The 17,709-nt window shown below is 72.6% G+C and carries 17 protein-coding genes and 1 pseudogene; 10 read left to right on the top strand and 8 right to left on the bottom strand.

Annotated elements, in window-relative coordinates; all coding sequences use genetic code 11:
- Positions 1–104: 104 nt before the first annotated feature.
- Complete coding sequence (locus SNA_RS10555) at positions 105–1,208, bottom strand: amidohydrolase family protein (protein ID WP_030071365.1); 1,104 nt, start codon at positions 1,206–1,208, stop codon at positions 105–107.
- Positions 1,209–1,681: 473 nt separating this feature from the next.
- On the opposite strand from SNA_RS10555, the gene ectA reads away from it, so the two are divergent.
- From ectA to thpD, 4 genes are all read left to right on the top strand, one after another.
- Entirely contained in the window at positions 1,682–2,248 is a 567-nt protein-coding gene (gene ectA, locus SNA_RS10550) for a diaminobutyrate acetyltransferase (RefSeq protein WP_030071367.1), read from the top strand.
- A 215-nt stretch (positions 2,249–2,463) separates the two neighbouring features.
- Positions 2,464–3,732, top strand: coding sequence for a diaminobutyrate--2-oxoglutarate transaminase (gene ectB, locus SNA_RS10545; protein ID WP_030071369.1), 1,269 nt, complete (start codon positions 2,464–2,466; stop codon positions 3,730–3,732).
- A gap of 72 nt (positions 3,733–3,804) precedes the next feature.
- Positions 3,805–4,221 carry an ectoine synthase gene (locus tag SNA_RS10540; RefSeq protein ID WP_030071371.1) on the top strand — a complete coding sequence of 139 codons (417 nt, stop codon included), beginning with the start codon at positions 3,805–3,807 and terminating at the stop codon, positions 4,219–4,221.
- Positions 4,222–4,322: 101 nt separating this feature from the next.
- Positions 4,323–5,222 carry an ectoine hydroxylase gene (gene thpD, locus SNA_RS10535; protein ID WP_030071373.1) on the top strand — a complete coding sequence of 300 codons (900 nt, stop codon included), beginning with the start codon at positions 4,323–4,325 and terminating at the stop codon, positions 5,220–5,222.
- Positions 5,223–5,346: 124 nt separating this feature from the next.
- Here thpD and SNA_RS10530 read toward each other — a convergent pair whose 3' ends face one another.
- The 3 genes from SNA_RS10530 to SNA_RS10520 all read right to left on the bottom strand — a co-directional run bounded on the left by SNA_RS10530 (position 5,347) and on the right by SNA_RS10520 (position 8,403).
- On the bottom strand, positions 5,347–6,417 hold the full coding sequence (locus SNA_RS10530) for an alkene reductase (RefSeq protein WP_030071375.1): 1,071 nt from the start codon (positions 6,415–6,417) through the stop codon (positions 5,347–5,349).
- Positions 6,418–6,567: 150 nt separating this feature from the next.
- The gene (locus SNA_RS10525) at positions 6,568–7,632 is read right to left on the bottom strand and encodes an aminotransferase class V-fold PLP-dependent enzyme (RefSeq protein WP_044364488.1); all 1,065 of its coding nucleotides are present in this window, start codon (positions 7,630–7,632) and stop codon (positions 6,568–6,570) included.
- Positions 7,633–7,698: 66 nt separating this feature from the next.
- A complete protein-coding gene (locus tag SNA_RS10520; RefSeq protein ID WP_044364483.1) occupies positions 7,699–8,403 on the bottom strand; it encodes a DsbA family oxidoreductase in 705 nt (234 codons plus the stop codon).
- Between the two features lie 114 nt (positions 8,404–8,517).
- On the opposite strand from SNA_RS10520, the gene SNA_RS10515 reads away from it, so the two are divergent.
- Positions 8,518–9,183: a class I SAM-dependent methyltransferase gene (locus SNA_RS10515; RefSeq protein WP_030071379.1), complete on the top strand. Its 666-nt coding sequence runs from the start codon at positions 8,518–8,520 to the stop codon at positions 9,181–9,183.
- On the opposite strand, the gene SNA_RS10510 is transcribed toward SNA_RS10515, so the two are convergent.
- Both SNA_RS10510 and SNA_RS10505 read right to left on the bottom strand, forming a co-directional pair.
- Positions 9,149–9,676 (bottom strand): GNAT family N-acetyltransferase, encoded by a 528-nt coding sequence (locus SNA_RS10510; RefSeq protein ID WP_030071381.1) that lies wholly within the window; start codon positions 9,674–9,676, stop codon positions 9,149–9,151. The genes SNA_RS10515 and SNA_RS10510 overlap by 35 nt on opposite strands.
- A 4-nt stretch (positions 9,677–9,680) precedes the next feature.
- Positions 9,681–11,231, bottom strand: coding sequence for an aldehyde dehydrogenase (NADP(+)) (locus SNA_RS10505; RefSeq protein WP_044364480.1), 1,551 nt, complete (start codon positions 11,229–11,231; stop codon positions 9,681–9,683).
- Between the two features lie 120 nt (positions 11,232–11,351).
- Between SNA_RS10505 and SNA_RS10500 the strand changes: the two genes are divergently transcribed.
- Entirely contained in the window at positions 11,352–12,122 is a 771-nt protein-coding gene (locus SNA_RS10500) for an IclR family transcriptional regulator (protein ID WP_030071382.1), read from the top strand.
- A gap of 192 nt (positions 12,123–12,314) precedes the next feature.
- The gene (locus SNA_RS10495; RefSeq protein WP_030071384.1) at positions 12,315–12,890 is read left to right on the top strand and encodes a hypothetical protein; all 576 of its coding nucleotides are present in this window, start codon (positions 12,315–12,317) and stop codon (positions 12,888–12,890) included.
- 22 nt (positions 12,891–12,912) lie between these two features.
- Here the strand turns inward: SNA_RS10495 and SNA_RS43730 are convergent.
- Positions 12,913–13,273, bottom strand: a pseudogene (locus tag SNA_RS43730) (hypothetical protein); the annotation flags it as partial.
- Between the two features lie 233 nt (positions 13,274–13,506).
- On the opposite strand from SNA_RS43730, the gene SNA_RS10485 reads away from it, so the two are divergent.
- From SNA_RS10485 to SNA_RS10475, 3 genes are all read left to right on the top strand, one after another.
- A complete protein-coding gene (locus tag SNA_RS10485; protein WP_044364478.1) occupies positions 13,507–14,316 on the top strand; it encodes an NAD-dependent epimerase/dehydratase family protein in 810 nt (269 codons plus the stop codon).
- 170 nt (positions 14,317–14,486) lie between these two features.
- Positions 14,487–14,759, top strand: a complete 273-nt coding sequence (locus SNA_RS10480) for a GlsB/YeaQ/YmgE family stress response membrane protein (protein WP_030071390.1) — start codon at positions 14,487–14,489, stop codon at positions 14,757–14,759.
- Positions 14,760–14,866: 107 nt separating this feature from the next.
- On the top strand, positions 14,867–16,072 hold the full coding sequence (locus tag SNA_RS10475) for a TerD family protein (RefSeq protein ID WP_044364486.1): 1,206 nt from the start codon (positions 14,867–14,869) through the stop codon (positions 16,070–16,072).
- 56 nt (positions 16,073–16,128) lie between these two features.
- Here the strand turns inward: SNA_RS10475 and SNA_RS10470 are convergent, their stop codons facing one another.
- Positions 16,129–17,580, bottom strand: a complete 1,452-nt coding sequence (locus tag SNA_RS10470) for an alkaline phosphatase PhoX (RefSeq protein WP_030069245.1) — start codon at positions 17,578–17,580, stop codon at positions 16,129–16,131.
- Positions 17,581–17,709 lie beyond the last annotated feature (129 nt).

The raw sequence follows: 17,709 nt of genomic DNA, 5'->3' as shown, positions 1-17,709 counted from the left end.
AAGTCTGTAAGTCCGGCACCGCGGCCGACAAACAACCCCAGCCCGCCGCAGGCGAAACGGCGAGACAGCCGAAACCGTCGGCCCAGGCAAAGCGCAGCGGACGGTCAGCCGACAACGTGGGGAGAAGCCTGCCCCCGCAGCACCACCAGCCGCGGCGCCCCCAGCACCCGGACGTCCAGTCGCGGATCGGACTCGTAGACCACCAGGTCGGCGGGGGCCCCCTCCGTGAGGCCGGGGCGGCCGAGCCACTCGCGGGCGCCCCAGGTGGTGGCGGAGAGCGCCGCTTCGGCGGGCAGGCCGGCCTTCATGAGTTCGGCGACCTCGTCGGCCACCAGGCCGTGCGGGAGGGAGCCGCCGGCGTCGGTGCCGGCGTAGATCGGGACGCCGGCGTCGTAGGCGGCCCGCACGGTGTCGTAGCGGCGGGCGTGCAGACGGCGCATGTGGTCCGCCCACTTCGGGAACTTCGCCGCGCCGCCGTCGGCGAGCCGCGGGAAGGTGGCGATGTTGACGAGGGTGGGGACGATGGCGACGCCGCGCTCGGCGAACAGCGGGATGGTGTCCTCGGTCAGGCCCGTGGCGTGCTCGATGCAGTCGATACCGGCCTCGACGAGCGGGGCGAGGGTCTCCTCGGCGAAGCAGTGGGCGGTGACGCGGGCCCCGAGGCGGTGCGCCTCGGCGATGGCGGCCTCGACGGCGCCGGGCGGCCAGCAGGCGCTCAGGTCGCCGGTCGAGCGGTCGATCCAGTCACCGACGAGCTTGACCCAGCCGTCGCCGCGACGGGCCTCCTGGGCGACATAGGCGACCAGGTCGTCCGGCTCGATCTCGTGGGCGTAGTTGCGGATATAACGCTTGGTACGCGCGATGTGACGGCCGGCGCGGATGATGCGGGGCAGGTCGTCGCGGTCGTCGATCCAGCGGGTATCGGACGGTGACCCTGCGTCGCGGATCAGCAGGGTGCCGGCGTCACGGTCGGTGAGGGCCTGTTTCTCACTGGTCTCGGCGTCCACCGGGCCGTGCGCGTCGAGGCCGACATGGCAGTGGGCGTCGACCAGGCCCGGCAGCACCCAGCCCTCGACGGTGGTGACCTCCCGCATCCCACTGGGCCGTTCGAACGTCACCCGACCGCCGAGAACCCACAGCTCGTCGCGTACGTCGTCCGGCCCGGTCAGGACCCTCCCCTTGAGGTGCAGCGCCGCACCTTCGCTCATGGACGTCATACAGGCACTGTAGGGCGCGGTGCCCTGCGGCCGGGGGGCCACCGTCCACGGCCGCCCCAGGGGCGCTGCACGGGCGCCGCCGCCGTAATTCGCCGGTGGTTTCCCGGAAACCCGTGCGACTACCCGGATTTCCTTCCAGCACACCGTGGCGCGGAGCTTCCGGTTGCGAATTCCCAATTCTTCAGAAGCCAGCTTCCCGTATTCTTCTGCCCGCTTTTGCGCAGCTCAAACACCAAGATTTCGCTAGTGCCAAGTAGTCAGAATTCGGACGGATCTCAGCGACGTTACGGAGCTGTGACCGACTACACAGCGTGCCCGTTTCACCCCAAACTTCCGGGGCAAACCGGTACATTTTGCGACCTCGTCGCGCGCTCGTACGCACCCGCGCGATAACACAGACGGATCGCTTGCGTAACCCCTGCCCGCGATGCAATTTCCTTTTTCCCTCGGTAAATTTAATTCCCATGACCGCCGCACAAGCAGACCATGCACGTGCCCACAGCGATATCAGAGAATTGCCGGAGGGCTTCAAGCTCGACACCCCACGCATGGAGGACGGAGCCGCGATCTGGCGTATCGCCCGCGACTCCAGGACTCTGGACCTCAACTCCTCCTACAGCTACCTGCTGTGGTGTCGGGACTTCGCCGCCACCTCCGTCGTCGCCCGCGACGCGGAGGGCGAGCCGGCTGCCTTCGTCACCGGCTACATCCGCCCCGAGCGCCCACAGACCCTCGTGGTCTGGCAGGTCGCCGTCGATGACGCGCACCGTGGCCAGGGGCTGGCGGCCGCTCTCCTGGACGGGCTGACCACCCGCGCCGTGGACGACCTGGGCGTCCGCTACGTCGAGACCACCATCACGCCGGACAACGCCGCCTCCATGCGGCTGTTCGCGTCCTTCGCCGAACGCCACAGAACCGGGCTCCGGCACGAGGTGCTCTTCGACGCCGGGCTCTTCCCCGAGCAGGGCCACGAGCCGGAGGTGCTGCACCTCATCGGCCCGTTCGAGGCGCCACCGGGACGCATGGACTGACCGGGCCCCGGCGGGCAGCAGGACCGGCACCGAACGCCGCGCCCTGTATGCCCGCGCCCGTGCGGCAGGCCGTATCCGTACGGCACCACCGTGCAGGGGCCCACGGGACCGGAAGCCGCGCACCGCACTCCCCCCGTGCCGCGCCGCGCCGGACCCGCCGCCCCGCCCCCACAGACTTCGCACTTCCTCCGCACTCATCTCCCCTGGAGCTTGCCGTGACCATCACCCAGCCCGACCTGAGCGTCTTCGAGACCGTGGAGTCGGAGGTCCGTAGCTACTGCCGCGGCTGGCCGACCGTGTTCGACCGCGCGCAGGGCAGCCGGATGACCGACGAGGACGGCCACAGCTACCTCGACTTCTTCGCCGGCGCCGGATCACTGAACTACGGCCACAACAACCCGGTCCTCAAACGCGCCCTGATCGACTACATCGAGCGGGACGGCGTCACCCACGGCCTGGACATGTCGACCACGGCCAAGCGGGCGTTCCTGGAGTCGTTCCAGAACATCATCCTGCGGCCGCGTGACCTGCCCTACAAGGTCATGTTCCCGGGCCCGACGGGCACCAACGCGGTCGAGGCCGCGCTGAAGCTGGCCCGTAAGGTCAAGGGCCGCGAGTCGATCGTGTCCTTCACCAACGCCTTCCACGGCATGTCGCTGGGCTCGCTCGCCGTCACCGGCAACGCGTTCAAGCGGGCCGGCGCCGGTATCCCGCTGGTGCACGGCACGCCGATGCCGTTCGACAACTACCTCGACGGCCAGACCCCGGACTTCATCTGGTTCGAGCGCCTCCTGGAGGACTCCGGCTCGGGCCTGAACCAGCCCGCCGCCGTCATCGTCGAGACCGTGCAGGGCGAGGGCGGCATCAACGTCGCGCGCGCCGAGTGGCTGCGTCAGCTCGCCGAGGTGTGCAAGCGCTGGGACATGCTGCTCATCGTCGACGACATCCAGATGGGCTGCGGCCGCACCGGTGCCTTCTTCTCCTTCGAGGAGGCGGGCATCGTGCCGGACATCGTCACCGTCTCGAAGTCCATCAGCGGCTACGGGCTGCCGCTCGCGCTGACCCTGTTCAAGCCGGAGCTGGACGTCTGGGAGCCGGGCGAGCACAACGGCACCTTCCGCGGCAACAACCCGGCCTTCGTCACCGCCGCCGCCGCGCTCGACACGTACTGGGCCGACGGGCAGATGGAGAAGCAGACGCTCGCCCGCGGCGAGATCGTCGAGGAGCACCTCAAGGCGATCGTCGAGGAGCACCCGGGGACCTTCGCCGAGTACCGCGGCCGCGGGATGGTGTGGGGCCTGGAGTGCGTCGACAAGAGCCTCGCCAACAAGATTGCCAAGCGCGCCTTCGAGCTGGGTCTGCTGATCGAGACCTCCGGCCCGGAGAGCGAGGTCGTCAAGCTGCTTCCGGCGCTGACGACCACGCCCGAGGAGCTGGACGAGGGGCTCCGTACCCTCGCCCGCGCGGTCCGCGACTGCGCCTGACCGCCCCCGGGGCCGGCCGGACCCCCGGCCGGCCCCGGCTCCCCGACCGTTTCACAGAAAGGCACGACCACCGTGATCGTCCGATCCTTCAAGGACATCGAGGGCACCGACCGCCACGTCAAGGCCAAATCGGGCACCTGGGAGAGCAAGCGCATCGTGCTCGCCAAGGAGCGCGTCGGCTTCTCCCTGCACGAGACCGTGCTCTACGCGGGCACCGAGACCTCGATGTGGTACGCCAACCACATCGAGGCGGTCGTCTGCACCGAGGGCGAGGCCGAGCTGACCAACGACGAAACCGGCGAGAAGCACCTGATCACGCCGGGCGTGATGTATCTGCTCGACGGCCACGAGAAGCACACCATGCGGATCAAGAAGGACTTCCGCTGCCTGTGCGTCTTCAACCCGCCGGTCACCGGCCGCGAGGACCATGACGAGAACGGCGTCTACCCGCTGCTGACCGAACCCGAGGCGGAGCCCGACCTGGTCTGACCGGGTCGGCGCGTCACCCGTCTGCTCCGTCCGGCAGCCGAGAGGAACGCAACACCGGCAAGTAGCTGATAGCACGTACGAGAGGAGAGGAAGGCAACACCATGACCACCGCACCCGAGCGCATCGCCGACCTGTACCCGACCCGTGGGGCCGCCGAGGTCCTCACTCCGCGGCAGGACCCGGTGGTGTGGTCGCAGCCCGGAGCGGCCGGCCCCTTCGCGCCGTCCGAGCTGAGCGACTTCGAACGCGACGGCTTCTTCGCCATCGAGGAGCTCATCACGCCCGACGAAGTCGCGGTGTACCGAGCCGAACTGGACCGGCTGGTGAACGACCCGGAGATGCGGTCCAACCCGCGCTCCATCGTCGAACCCACGACTCAGGACGTCCGGTCCGTCTTCGAGGTGCACAAGATCAGCGAGGTGTTCGCCAAGCTGGTCTCCGATCCGCGCGTGGTGGGCCGCGCACGGCAGATCCTCGGCTCGGACGTCTACGTCCACCAGTCGCGGATCAACGTCAAGCCGGGCTTCGGTGCCTCCGGCTTCTACTGGCACTCGGACTTCGAGACCTGGCATTCCGAGGACGGTCTGGCCCGGATGCGGACGGTGTCCGTCTCGATCGCGCTGACCGAGAACTACGCCACCAACGGCGGGCTGATGATCATGCCCGGCTCGCACCGGACGTTCCTGGGCTGCGCCGGTGAGACGCCCAGGGACAACTACAAGAAGTCCCTGCAGATGCAGGACGCCGGAACGCCGTCGGACGATGCGCTGACCAAGCTGGCCGAAGCGCACGGCATCCAGCTGTTCACCGGCAAGGCCGGTTCGGCGACGTGGTTCGACTGCAACTGCATGCACGGCTCGGGCGACAACATCACGCCCTTCCCGCGCAGCAATGTGTTCATCGTGTTCAACAGCGTGGAGAACGCCGCGGAGGAGCCGTTCGCGGCGCCGGTCCGGCGCCCGGACTACATCGGTGCGCGGGACTTCACGCCGGTGAAGTAGCCCGGTACGGCACGGGTTCGGTGGCGCGGCCGCCGCACGGCACAGGTCCGTGCGGCGGCCGCGCCGTTGTCGTCACGGGCGAGTGGCGCGCGGCCGTCGCGCTCGGCGTCGTCCTTGCCGTCGGTCAGTCGTCCAGCACCGGGTAGTCGAGGTAGCCGCCGTCGTCGCCGCCGTAGAAGCTCGTCCGGTCGGGGGTGTTGAAGGGGCCGCCGAGGGCGAGGCGGCGGGGCAGGTCGGGGTTGGCCAGGAACTGCCGTCCGAAGGCCAGCAGATCGGCACTGCCGTCCTCGATCAGGCCCAGGTCCGCAAGGCCCGTGGGGCGGCCGCCGTTGGCCGGATTGAGGACGAAGGTGCCGGTGAAGTGCTTGCGCAACCGGGCCAGCAGCGCGCGGTCGGAGACGTCGCAGACGTGCAGATAGGCCAGGCCCAGCGGTTCGACGGCCTGGAGCAGGGTGGTGTACTGCGACTCGGGGTCGGGCTCGTCGATACCGTTGAAGGGGTTGCCGGGCGAGAGGCGCAGCCCGGTGCGGTGCGCGCCGATGGCCTCGGCCACCGCACGGGTCACCGCCACGGCGAAGCGGTTGCGCCGCTCGGCGTCGCCGCCCCATGCGTCCGTGCGACGGTTGCTGTTGGGCGCGAGGAACTGGTGCACCAGATAGCCGTTGGCGCCGTGGATCTCCGCGCCGTCGAAGCCCGCCTCCAGGGCGTTGCGGGCGGCCGCGGCGAAACCGTCGACGGTCTCGTGGATCTCGGCGTCGGTCAGCTCGCGCGGGGTGACGCAGTCCTTCATCCCGTCCTCGGTGAAGACCTGGCCGTCGGCGGCCACCGGGGAGGGCCCCACGGGTATCAGGCCGTCCGGCAGCAGCACCGGGTGGCCTATCCGGCCGCCGTGCCACAGCTGCGCGAAGATCCGGCCGCCCGCCTCGTGCACCGCATCGGTCACCCGGCGCCACCCGGCGACCTGCGCGGGGGTGTGCAGGCCGGGGGTGAACGGATAGCCCTGGCCGACGACGGCGGTCTGGGCGGCCTCGGTGACGATCAGTCCGGCACCGGCGCGCTGGGCGTAGTAGGCGACCATCGAGTCGGTGGGCACCCCGCCGCCCTGGGTGGCGCGATTTCTGGTCATCGGCGCCATGACGATGCGGTTGGCGAGCGGGAGGCCGGCGAGGTCTACGGGGTCGAACGCAGTGGTCACTGAGGCCCTTCCAACTGCTGTGGGTGTGCTGGCCCTTGTGTCAGCGCGCGGCCGGGCGCAGGCATTCCCGCCCGGCGCCGTTCAGGTCAGCGCCGTTCAGATCGGCTTCGACCCCGGCGCCGTTCAGATCGCCTTCGACCCCGGCGCCGTTCAGATCAGTTTCAACAACCGGTCGACGTCGTCGGCCGAGTTGTAGAGGTGGAAGGCCGCCCGCAGCAGCCCCTCGCGCACCGCGACCTGCACGCCGGCTCCGGTCAGCCGCGGCTCCGCGTCCGTCAGGCCCGGCGTGGAGACGATCGCCGAGCCGGGTGCGGGGCGGGGCACCAGGCCGCGTTCGGCCAGCCCGGCGCGGTAGCGGTCGGCGAGCGCGGTGTTGTGGGCGTGGATCGCCGCCACGCCCAGCTCCTCGATGAGCGCCAGCGACCGCTCGGCGGCGACATACGAGAAGTGGGCGTGCGGTTCGTCGTAGCGCCGGGCGCCGGGGGCCGTCCGCAGCAGCGGGCCGTAGTTCGACGCGGCGAGGTCCTCGCCGGCCACCCAGCCCGCATGCAGCGCCTCGGGCCATGCCTCACCGCCCGAGGTGCCCTCGCGTCCGAACGCCAGGAAGGTCGTACCGCGCGGGCACAGCAGCCATTTGAAGGCGCCGCACACCACATGGTCGAAGTCGTCGGCGCGCAGCGGCAGCCAGCCCGCGGCCTGGGTGACGTCGAGGTAGGTCCGCGCCCCATGGGTCCGCGCGGCCTCCCGTACGGCCGCCAGGTCCGCGATCCGGCCGTCCAGCGACTGCACCGCGCTGAACGCGACCAGCGCGGTCTGTGGCCGGACCTCCTCGGCGAGCCGCTCCAGCGGTACGGTGCGCAGCGTGATGCCGGGGCGCACGGCGAGCGGGTTGACCAGGGAGCTGAAGTCGCCTTCGGGGGCCAGCACTTCGGAGCCGGGCGGCAGGGAGGCGGCGATCAGCGCGGACTGCACCGCGACCGAGCCGCCGACGGCGACGCGCTCCCCGGGGAGGCCGACCAGCCGGGCGAAGGCGGCCCGTGCGGCGGCCGCCGGTCCGAAGTAGTCGCGGCCCATGGTGCCGTAGGAGGCCGATTCGTCGAGGGCGGCCCGCAGCGCATCGGCGCTGCTGCGCGGGAGCAGGCCGCTGGCCGCGGTGTTCAGGTACGTCGTCTCGGGCGCGAATTCCGCCCCGCCCAGTGGCGCAGGTCGCTGCATGGTCCCACTGTGCGGGACGGTCCGCGCCGCGTCCATGGCGCGGCCCGCCACTCCACCGCCCGCCACTCAGCTGCCGGGCACCGCGCAGCCGTCGTCCCCGCACACCCCGGCCTCGTCGGCCGCCAACACCTGTATGGCTCCGTCGGCGTGGGCCCGCTCCAGCGCCTGCCGGAAGACCTCGGCGGGCTGGCCGCCCGAGATGCCGTACCTGCGGTCGATGACGAAGAACGGCACACCGGTGGCGCCCAGCTCCGCCGCCTCGCGCTCGTCGGCGCGTACGTCCTGGGCGTACGCCTCGGGGTCGGCCAGCACCCGGGCGGCCTCCTCGGCGGGCACCCCGGCCGCGACGGCGATCTCGGTGAGCACCGCGGGGTCGGCGAGCGGGCGGGCCTCGGCGAAGTTGGCCCGGTAGAGGGCGTCGAGCAGCGCGTCCTGGACGCCGTGCGCGGTGGCCAGGTGCAGCAGGCGGTGCAGATCGAAGGTGTTGCCGTGGATCCGGTCGGACCGGTAGTCCAGGCCCTCCTCGGCCGCTGCCTGAGCCACCCGGGCCTCCATGGCCTCGGCCTGCGCGCGGCTGACGCCGTACTTGGCGGCGAGCATGTCGAGCACCGGCACATCGGTGGCCGCGGGCGCCGCGGGGTCCAGCTCGAAGGACCGGTGCACCACCTCGACGCTCTCGCGCTGCGCGAACGCGGCGAGCCCGGCCTCGAAGCGGGCCTTGCCGATGTAGCACCAGGGGCAGGCGATGTCGGACCAGATTTCGACGCGCATGGGGCTTGCTTTCCTCGTTCGGTTCCCGTTGCCGGGTGCGGACCCGCCATCCCGTCGGCGGACGCCGGTACAACCCGCCGGTGCCGCCGGCTATTCCCCGGGTACGGTCCGGGCATGACCTCGTCACGGGATACGGGCGGATTCTGGGAGACCACCGGTGCCGCCAAGACCTTCACCCATCCGCTCGACCCGGCGCTGCTGGAGGAGTTCGTGCCCCTGGGCGCGCGGGTGCTGGACTACGGCTGCGGGTACGGCCGGCTGACCGCCGAGCTGGCCGGGCTCGGGTACCGGTCGGTGTGCGGGGTGGACTTCTCGGCGGCGCTGGTGGAGCGGGGACGGCGGGCGCATCCGGGGGTGGAGCTGCTGCACTGGCCGGGGTTTCCGCTGCCGTTCGAGGATGCGGCGTTCGATGCGGCGCTGCTGTTCGCGGTGCTGACGTGTGTGACCGGGGATGCGGACCAGGAGCGGATCGTGCGGGAGCTGGGGCGGCTGGTGCGGCCCGGCGGTGTGCTGTATCTGAGCGATGTGCCGTTGCAGAGCGATCCGCTCAACCGGGAGCGCTACGAGCGGTTCGCCGGGCGGCACGGCACCTACGGGGTGTTCGAGACGCCCGACGGCGGGGTGTTCCGGCACCATCCGCCGCAGTGGCTGCGGGGCCTGGTGGGCGCGGCCGGCTTCGTGGTGGTGCAGGAGCGGCAGGACATCGTGGGCACGCTGGACGGCCGGACCGTCGGGCGGCTCCAGCTCATTGCGCGGCGGGAGCCGTCAGCGGGAGCGTGAGCGCGAGGTGGGTGGCGTCGGGGGCGGGGCGGCGCTGCGGGTCGGGCCGCCAGCCCAGGCGGGCGTAGAAGGAGCGGGCCCGGTGGTTGTGCCACAGGACGTCGAGGACCGCACGGGAGCAGCCCGCCGCGCGCCAGGCGTGCAGACAGGCGGTGTGCAGGGCGCGGCCGACGCCGGTGCCCCAGTGGCCGGGGTCGACATGCAGCTGGTGGAGTTCGGCGGTGGCGGGGCCGTGGACGTCCTGGCGGTAGGCGGCGGCACCGACGACGGTGCCCTGGCGTACGGCGCACAGGACGGGGGTGCGGTCGGGGCCGAGGGCGCGGTGCCAGGCGGTGTGCAGCCGGGTGTGTTCGGCGGCGGTGTCGAAGGGCGCGTCGGGGAAGCGGGCGCGCTGGTAGGCGGCGCGGACGGCGGTGTGCAGGCGGGCGATGGCCGCCAGGTCCGCGGGGCCGGCGGCGCGGACCCGGAGGGTTTCCTCGTGCGGTGCGGGCACGCCGTTACCCGCTCTCGGGGCGGCCGTCGACGCGGCGGGGCAGGCCGAGCGGATTGTCCTCGCGCAGCTCGGGCGGGAGCAGGGCGGGCGGGGTGTCCTGGTGGACGACCGGGCGCAGCCAGCGGTCGACGGCGGCGGAGCCGACGGAGGTGGCGGTGGAGGTGGTCGCCGGGTAGGGGCCGCCGTGGTGCTGGGCGGGTGCGACGGCGACGCCGGTGGGCCAGCCGTTGACGACGACGCGTCCGGCGAGCGGGGTGACGTCGGCCAGCAGCCGGGCGCCGCGTCCGGCCGGGTCCGTCCCGGCACTCTCCGCCTCGCCGAGGTGGAGAGTGGCGGTGAGGGTGCCGGTCAGGCGGGCGAGGACGGCGGCGATCTCGGCGTCGTCGGTGTAGCGGACGAGGACCGTGACCGGGCCGAAGCACTCCTCCAGGAGGAGGTCGTGCGGCCCTTCGGCGGCCAGGCGGGCCGCCGGGACGGTGAGGAAGCCCGCGCTGACGGTGTGCTCACCGCCCGCGCCCGGGGTCACCGGTGCGTCGACGCCGGCGAGCCGGCCGCGGCTGCGGACCCCGTCGAGGAACGCCTGCCGCATCCGCTGGTCGAGCAGGACGCCCGCCTCGGTGTCGCTGACGGCATCGGTCAGCGCCGTCAGCAGCCGGTCGCCGCCGTCGCCCGCGGGCGCGAGGACCAGACCGGGCTTGACGCAGAACTGGCCGGTGCCCAGGGTCATCGATCCGGCGAGCCCGGCGCCGATCTGCTCGGCACGTTCGGCGGCCGCGGCCTCGGTGATCACGACGGGGTTGAGGCTGCCCAGCTCGCCGTGGAAGGGGATGGGGTGCGGACGGGCCGCGGCGGCGTCGTGCAGGGCGCGTCCGCCGCGTACCGAGCCGGTGAAGCCCGCGGCGGTGATCAGCGGATGGCGGACGAGGTCGAGCCCGGCCTGGAGGCCGTGGACCAGGCCCACCACGCCCTCGGGCACACCGGTCTCGGCGGCGGCGCGGCGCAGCAGGGCGGCGCACAGTTCGGAGGTGGCCGGGTGGTCGGGATGTGCCTTGACGACGACGGGGCAGCCGGCCGCCAGCGCGCTGGCGGTGTCGCCGCCGGGGACGGAGAAGGCGAGCGGGAAGTTGGAGGCGGCGTAGACCGCGACGGTGCCCAGCGGGATCTTGTAGCGGCGCAGATCGGGCCGCGGCGGGGCGAGCGCGGGGTCGGCGTGGTCGATCCGTACGTCGAGGAAGGCGCCCTCGTCCACGCTGTCGGCGAAGGCCCGCAGCTGGTAGGTGGTGCGGGCCAGTTCGCCGGTGAGCCGGCCGGGGCCGAGTGCGGTTTCCGCGTCGGCGGCCTCGATGACCGCCTGGCCCGCCTCGTCGAGCAGGTCGGCGGCGCGGCGCAGCAGCGCGGCGCGCTCCGGGCGGCCGGCCAGCGCCGTACGCGCCTGGTGGGCGGCCCGTACGGTCTGGTCCACCTCCGCCGCTGTGGCCTCCACCGCAACCTGTTCGCGCTGCTTCCCGGTTCGGGGGTCGACGCTCCAGACTGGTGCCGCTGCCGCTGTTGCCACCGTGCATTCCTCTCGCAAGAACACTTGCCGCACCCTGGACGCCGTTCGATATGCTGAACGATGTCTCAGATGGTGAATAGCTGGGACTCTATGGCGGTCCGAACAGAGGGGTCAAGGGCGATGCCAGCTGCCGATACCGGTGGATCGCAGGTCAAGTCCGCGGTGCGGACGGTGGAGCTGCTGGAGTACTTCGCGGGCCGCCCCGGTATGCACAGCCTCGCCGCCGTCCAGGAGGCCGTCGGTTATCCCAAGTCCAGCCTCTACATGCTGCTGCGCACCCTGGTCGAGCTGGGCTGGGTCGAGACCGATGCGACCGGCACCCGCTACGGCATCGGCGTGCGCGCCCTCCTGGTCGGCACCTCGTACATCGACGGCGACGAGGTGGTGGCCGCCGCCCGGCCCACGCTGGACCGGCTCTCGGACGACACCACCGAGACCATCCACCTCGCCCGCCTGGACGGCACCAATGTCGTCTATCTGGCCACCCGTCAGTCGCAGCACTATCTGCGCCCCTTCACCCGGGTCGGCCGCCGGCTGCCCGCGCACTCCACCTCGCTCGGCAAGGCGCTGCTCGCCACGTACACCGACGACCAGGTCCGCGGCATGCTGCCGCCGACCCTCGCCGCGCTGACCGAACACACTCTCACCGACCGTGAGGCGCTGATCGAGGAGCTGCACGCGGTACGCGAACAGGGCTATGCGGTCGACCGCGAGGAGAACACCCTGGGCCTGCGCTGCTTCGGCATCGCGATCCCCTACCGCACCCCGGCGCGGGACGCGATCAGCTGCTCGGTCCCGGTGGCCCGGCTCACCCCGGACCACGAGCAGATGATCAAGGACCTGCTGTTCGACGCCCGCGACCGGCTGACGCTGGCCACCCGCCGGCTCTGAGGCGGCGCCCCCCGCGCCTCCCGCCTCCCGCCTCCCGCGCCCTGCGCGCGCCGCCGCGGCCGTCACCCGTTCGTCCCGGCCGGACGGGCCCGCCCGCCGCCGGGGCGATTAGCTCGGAGACCAGAAGGTGCGGGCCTTCCTCCCCGTGGCACAACGGCGTGCCGCAGGCCGCGCTCCGTGGAGGTCCCTGCCATGCGCACCCCGCGATCCTGGCGCCTGCCCCGGCTGGTCACCGGCGCCGCGTTGTCCGCCGCGGCGTTCGGCCTGGCCGCGCCCGCCGTGTCCGCCGGTGACTTCGGCGAGGTCGAGGCCACCCCGCAGCCGGCCCGGGCGGGCGCACGGGTGTCGCTGGCCACCCGGGACTGCGGGCGCAGCCGTTCGGCGACCATCGACGCCAGCGCGCTGGGCGGGGGCACCCTCACCCTGCGGCCCGCGGGCGACGGGGGCGCGCTGGTCGGCGAGCTGAGCCTGCGTCCGGACACCCGGCCGGGCAACTACGGCATCGGCGGCAGCTGCGCCGACGGCAAGGACCTCACCGGCATGGTCAGCGCCGCCCGCGGCGGAAGCGGCGAGGCGACCGCCGGGCAGGAGGAGAGCGCCGCCACCAGGTCCGGCCCCAAGCCCCGGGGCGGAATGAAGACCGGCGCCGGCGCCCCGCCCGAACGCCCCGGCACCACCGAGGTCCTCCTGGGCGCGGCCCTGATGCTGGCCGCCGCCGCGGGCGGGAGCTGGGTGCTGCGACGGCGTCACCGGGGCGGCGGGGGCTGAGCGGGGGCGCTTACGGCGGCCCTCAACTCCCCATCGCACAGCCCCAGTTCGGTGTATGCCGCCGCGCAGACCGGACAGCAGCACACGGACATCGGATACCGCGCGGCGCCGCGGCCGGTTCCCGCCCGTGCCCGATCAGCCGGGCGAGCCGCTCGACGTGCACCGGGTCCGGTGCGTCCAGCGGCGGCCGGACCTCGCCGACGTCCCGGCCGCGCAGCCGCACCCCGGCCTTGACCGGCGATACGGCGTATCCGCGGCCCTGGGAGCGCAGTTCGGCCGGCGGCCGGTGGAAACCCGTCCAGGAGGCGGTCGACGGTGTCCCGGCCGCCGGTGAGCAGGGCCCGGCGGAAGGCGAGGGCGATCTCGGGCGCGAAGGCGGTCACGGGGAAGAACAGCGGTCCGTCGAGGCGGCCTGCGAGCTGGGGGGTGCGGTCATGGGCCCTCCCTGACGAGTGCGTGGGGCGCCCCGGTCGGAACGCACCTCACATGGCTGACGGCAAGCGGATTCACCGCGCCGGTCAAGTGTCTTGACCGGGTGTGCGTGCCTTCCTAGCGTGCCCACGCATGTGAATGCCGTCCACCCATACGGCCGTCCGGCCTCGAAGGAGCCCCGCCCATGCCCGCACCCCGCACCGTTCTGCTCACCGGCGCCGCCGGCGGCCTCGGCACCCTGATGCGCGAGCTGCTGCCCCCGTACGGCTACCGGCTCCGGCTCTTCGACCGGCGGCCGGTCGACGGCGCACCGGATGCCGTCACCGCCGACCTGGGCGACAAGGAGGCGCTGCGCACGGCCCTCGCCGGGGTCGACGCGATCGTGCATCTCGCGGGGATCTCCCTGGAGGCCCCGTTCGAGAAGATCCTGCGCTCCAACATCGAGGGCACCTACCACCTCTACGAGGCGGCCCGGGAGGCCGGGGTCCGGCGGGTCGTCTTCGCCTCCTCCAACCATGCGGTCGGCTTCACCCCGCGCCCCGAGGACGGCTCCGCCTCCATACCCGTGAACACCCCGCGCCGCCCCGACACCTACTACGGCCTGTCGAAGGGCTTCGGAGAGGACCTGGCGTCCCTCTACTGGGACCTGCACGGCATCGAGACCGTCTCGGTACGCATCGGCTCCTGCTTCCCCGCGCCCACCTCCGTACGGATGCTGTCGATCTGGCTGAGCCCCGGCGACTGCGCCCGCCTGCTGCACGCCGCCCTCACCGCCCCCGCTGTCGGCCACACCGTCGTCTACGGCTCCTCCGCCAACACCCGCCTGTGGTGGGACCTGTCCGCCGCCCGCGCCCTCGGCTACGACCCGCAGGACGACTCCGAGCCGTACGCCGCCGGACTGCTCGCCGCCCAGGGCGCACTCGACCCCGCGAACCCCGAACACGCCCACCTGGGCGGCGCCTTCTGCACCGACCCTCCCCGGTGGCCGTACTGAACCGGGGGCGCTGACGGGGGCGCGGGGAACGCCCATGAAACGGCCGCCGGGAACGTGGCGCGCACCACGCCGTGCAACCGGTCCGCTTCCGGCGGCGTCCTCGTGTACGGACCGGCCCGCGGGGCAGGAACCTTTTGGCAAGACCTCACGGCAGGAACGAGGAAGGCATCATGGGCATCATCACGTGGCTCGTACTGGGGCTGATCGCGGGCCTGGTGGCCAAGATCCTGCTGCCGGGGCGGGATCCGGGCGGCGTGGTCGGCACGACCCTGATCGGTATCGCCGGCTCGTTCATCGGCGGCTGGCTGTCCACGAAGTTCCTGCACCGCCCGATCCCCCAGAACATCGGCGAACCGTCCATGTGGATCGCCGCGATCGCCGGCGCCCTGGTCCTGCTGATCGCCTACCGGCTGCTGTTCGGCAATTCCCGCGAACGACGCTGAGGACGGCCGCGGACGCGCGCCGGGGAACGGCAGGGCCCTGATACGCCGTTGACGGCGAGTAATGGAACCGCAAAGGCGCGCCGTTCGTTACCCCTGATATGACCGCTATGACTCCCGGCTCGAACCTCCCGCTCACCACGGCGCGGGTGGCGGTGGATGTCACCGCCCCCGCGCGGCTGGATGTGTCGGGCCTGCTGCTCACCGCCCATGGCAAGGTGCGCTCCGACGCGGACTTCGTCTTCTACAACCAGCCCAGCGGCCCCGGGGTGACCCACTCCGCGGCGGCCGCCGGCCGCGGCGACACCATCACGGTGGACACCTCGGCGGTGCCCGCGGACATCGAGAAGATCGTGGTCACCGCGAGCCTGGACGCGCCCGGCGCCACCTTCGCGGGCACCGAGCCGACCGGCACGGTCCGCAGCGCCGACGACGGCAGCGTGCTCGCCACCTTCACCCCACCGCGGCTGGGCCCGGAGACCGCGCTGGTCGTCATGGAGATCTACCGCCGCAACGGCGCCTGGAAGGTCCGCGCGGTGGGGCAGGGCTACGCCAACGGGCTCGCCGGGATCGCCACCGACTTCGGCGTCACCGTCGACGAACCGGCAGCCGCCGCCCCGCAAACGCCGCCGGCCGCGCCCGCGCCGCCCGCCCCCGCCGCTCCCCCGGTGGCGCCCGCCCCGGCCCAGGCCGCCCCGCCCGCGCCGCCGGCCCCGCCCGCCCCGGCCCCGGGCACCGGCAAGGTCAATCTCGACAAGGGCCGGGTCAGCCTCCAGAAGAACCAGACCGTTTCCCTCGTCAAGGGCGGCCGGCCGCTGCTCGGCTCGGTCGCCATGGGCCTGGGCTGGGAGCCCGCCTACCGGGGCAAGAACATCGACCTGGACGCGTCCGTGATCGCCTACGGCCCGGACCGCAAGAAGATCGACAACTGCTTCTTCGGCAAGCTGATGATCCTCAACGGTGCCATCCAGCACTCCGGCGACAACCTCACCGGCGACGGCTCCGGCGACGACGAGGCCATCACCGTCCATCTCGGCGGCCTCCCCCAGGAGGTCACCGGCCTGGTCTTCACCGTGAACTCCTTCTCCGGCCAGAAGTTCTCCGACGTCGCCAAGGCGTACTGCCGGCTGTCGGATGCGACCACCGGCGAGGAGCTGGTCCGCTTCGACCTCACCCACGGCGAACCACGCACCGGCGTGCTGATGGCCAAGCTCATCCGCCAGTTCTCCGGCGAATGGGAAATGACCGCGATGGGCGAGTTCGTCGACGCCCGCACCGTGCGCGGCATGGTCAAACCGGGCGCCGCGGCCCTGTGACCCCGGCCGCGGGGTGAGCGGGCACCGGCCCTCGCACCCCGCGGCGCCGGTCGCCGCTACCGCCCGGAGCGGACCCGCTTCCACGGCCCCGTGATCGCCAGCATGATCCCCGGCTCCTGGATGTTGGCGAACAGCGTCCGCCCGTCGGGCGAGAACACCGGGCCGGTGAACTCGCTGTACTCCGGCTTGTCCGGGGTGCCCATGTTGAGCTCGTTGCGGGCGACGGGGTAGGTCCGCCCGTCCTCCGTCGCCCCGAAGAGATGCTGGAGGCCCTCGCCGTCCTCGGCGATGATCAGGCCGCCGTACGGGGAGACGCTGATGTTGTCCGGCCCGTCGAAGGCGCCGTCCCGGTCCGGGTCGGGGTTGACGCCGAAGCGGATCTTCAGTGTCAGCGTCCGCCGTCGCGGGTCGTAGAACCACACCTGCCCGTCGTGCCGGCCCGGGCTCTCCTCGCGGGCGTAGGACGACACCACATACGCGCCGCCGTCCGCCCACCACATGCCCTCCAGCTTGCGGGCGCGGGTGACCTCCCCCTCCGCGAACTGCTTGCGGACCGAGACCGTCCGGGCGTCGCGGTCGGGCACCTCGATCCAGTCGACGCCGTAGACCGTGCCGACCTTGGTGGCGCGCGAGAGGTCGTCGACGTACCGGCCGCCGGAGTCGAAGCACTTGGGAGCCGCCAGCACACCCGCGTCCTCGGCCAGGGTGCGCAGCTTGCCGCGGCCGTGCTCGAAGCCCTTGGGCGGAGTCCAGCGGTAGAGCAGGCCGTTGGGACCGGCGGCGTCCTCGGTCAGATACAGATGGCCGCGCTTCGGGTCGACGACCACGGCCTCATGGGGGTAACGGCCCAGCGCCTTGATGGGCTCGGGGTCGCGGCCGGCCGCCCGGTCGTGGGGGTCGACCTCGAAGACATAGCCGTGGTCCTTGGTCATGCCGTGGTCGCCGGCCTTGTCCTCGTTCTCCTCGCAGGTCAGCCAGGTGCCCCAAGGAGTCGTCCCGCCCGCGCAGTTGGTGGACGTCCCCGCGATGCCGACCCATTCGCCGACGGGCGTGCCGTCCTTGGCGACCTCCACGACGGTGCAGCCGCCGGCCGCCGCCGGGTCGTAGACCAGGCCCTCGGCGAGCGGCACCGGGTGCGGCCAGTTGGCGCGCGGGCCCTTGAGCTCGTGGTTGTTGACGAGCAGCGTGGTGCCGCGGTGGCCGGCGAAGGTGCCGGTCCCGTCGTGGTTCGAGGGGGTGGACTCGCCGCTCTCCAGCGTGGTCACGCCGGTGCGGGTGATGATCCGGTACGAGAATCCGGCGGGCAGCGCGAGGATGCCGTCCGGGTCCGGCAGGAGCGGGCCGTAGCCGAGGGCCGTGCCGCCCGCCGCGTCGCCGGGGTCCGCCTGCGGGAGCTCCTCGCCGAGCGCGCCGGGCGCGGTGGCCAGGACGCCGACGCTGCCGGCCAGCGCCACCGAGGCGCCGGTGAGGGCGGAACGCTTGGCGAAGTTTCTCCGGGTGAGCGGCATTGTCATCTCCTGGACGGCCGGTGGCTTCCCCTGTGGTCTGCGCCCCGCACCCTCTCGTGCTCCGCCGAACTCCAGTTGAACGCCGCCCTACGGCCAGGAAGCGGTTGGCCGCCCGCGCCCGCGGCTCAC

Source organism: Streptomyces natalensis ATCC 27448 (assembly GCF_000935125.1).
Lineage (GTDB): Bacteria > Actinomycetota > Actinomycetes > Streptomycetales > Streptomycetaceae > Streptomyces > Streptomyces natalensis.
The sequence above is the reverse complement of the archived record's forward strand: the minus strand, read 5'-3'. Positions and strand labels throughout refer to the sequence as shown.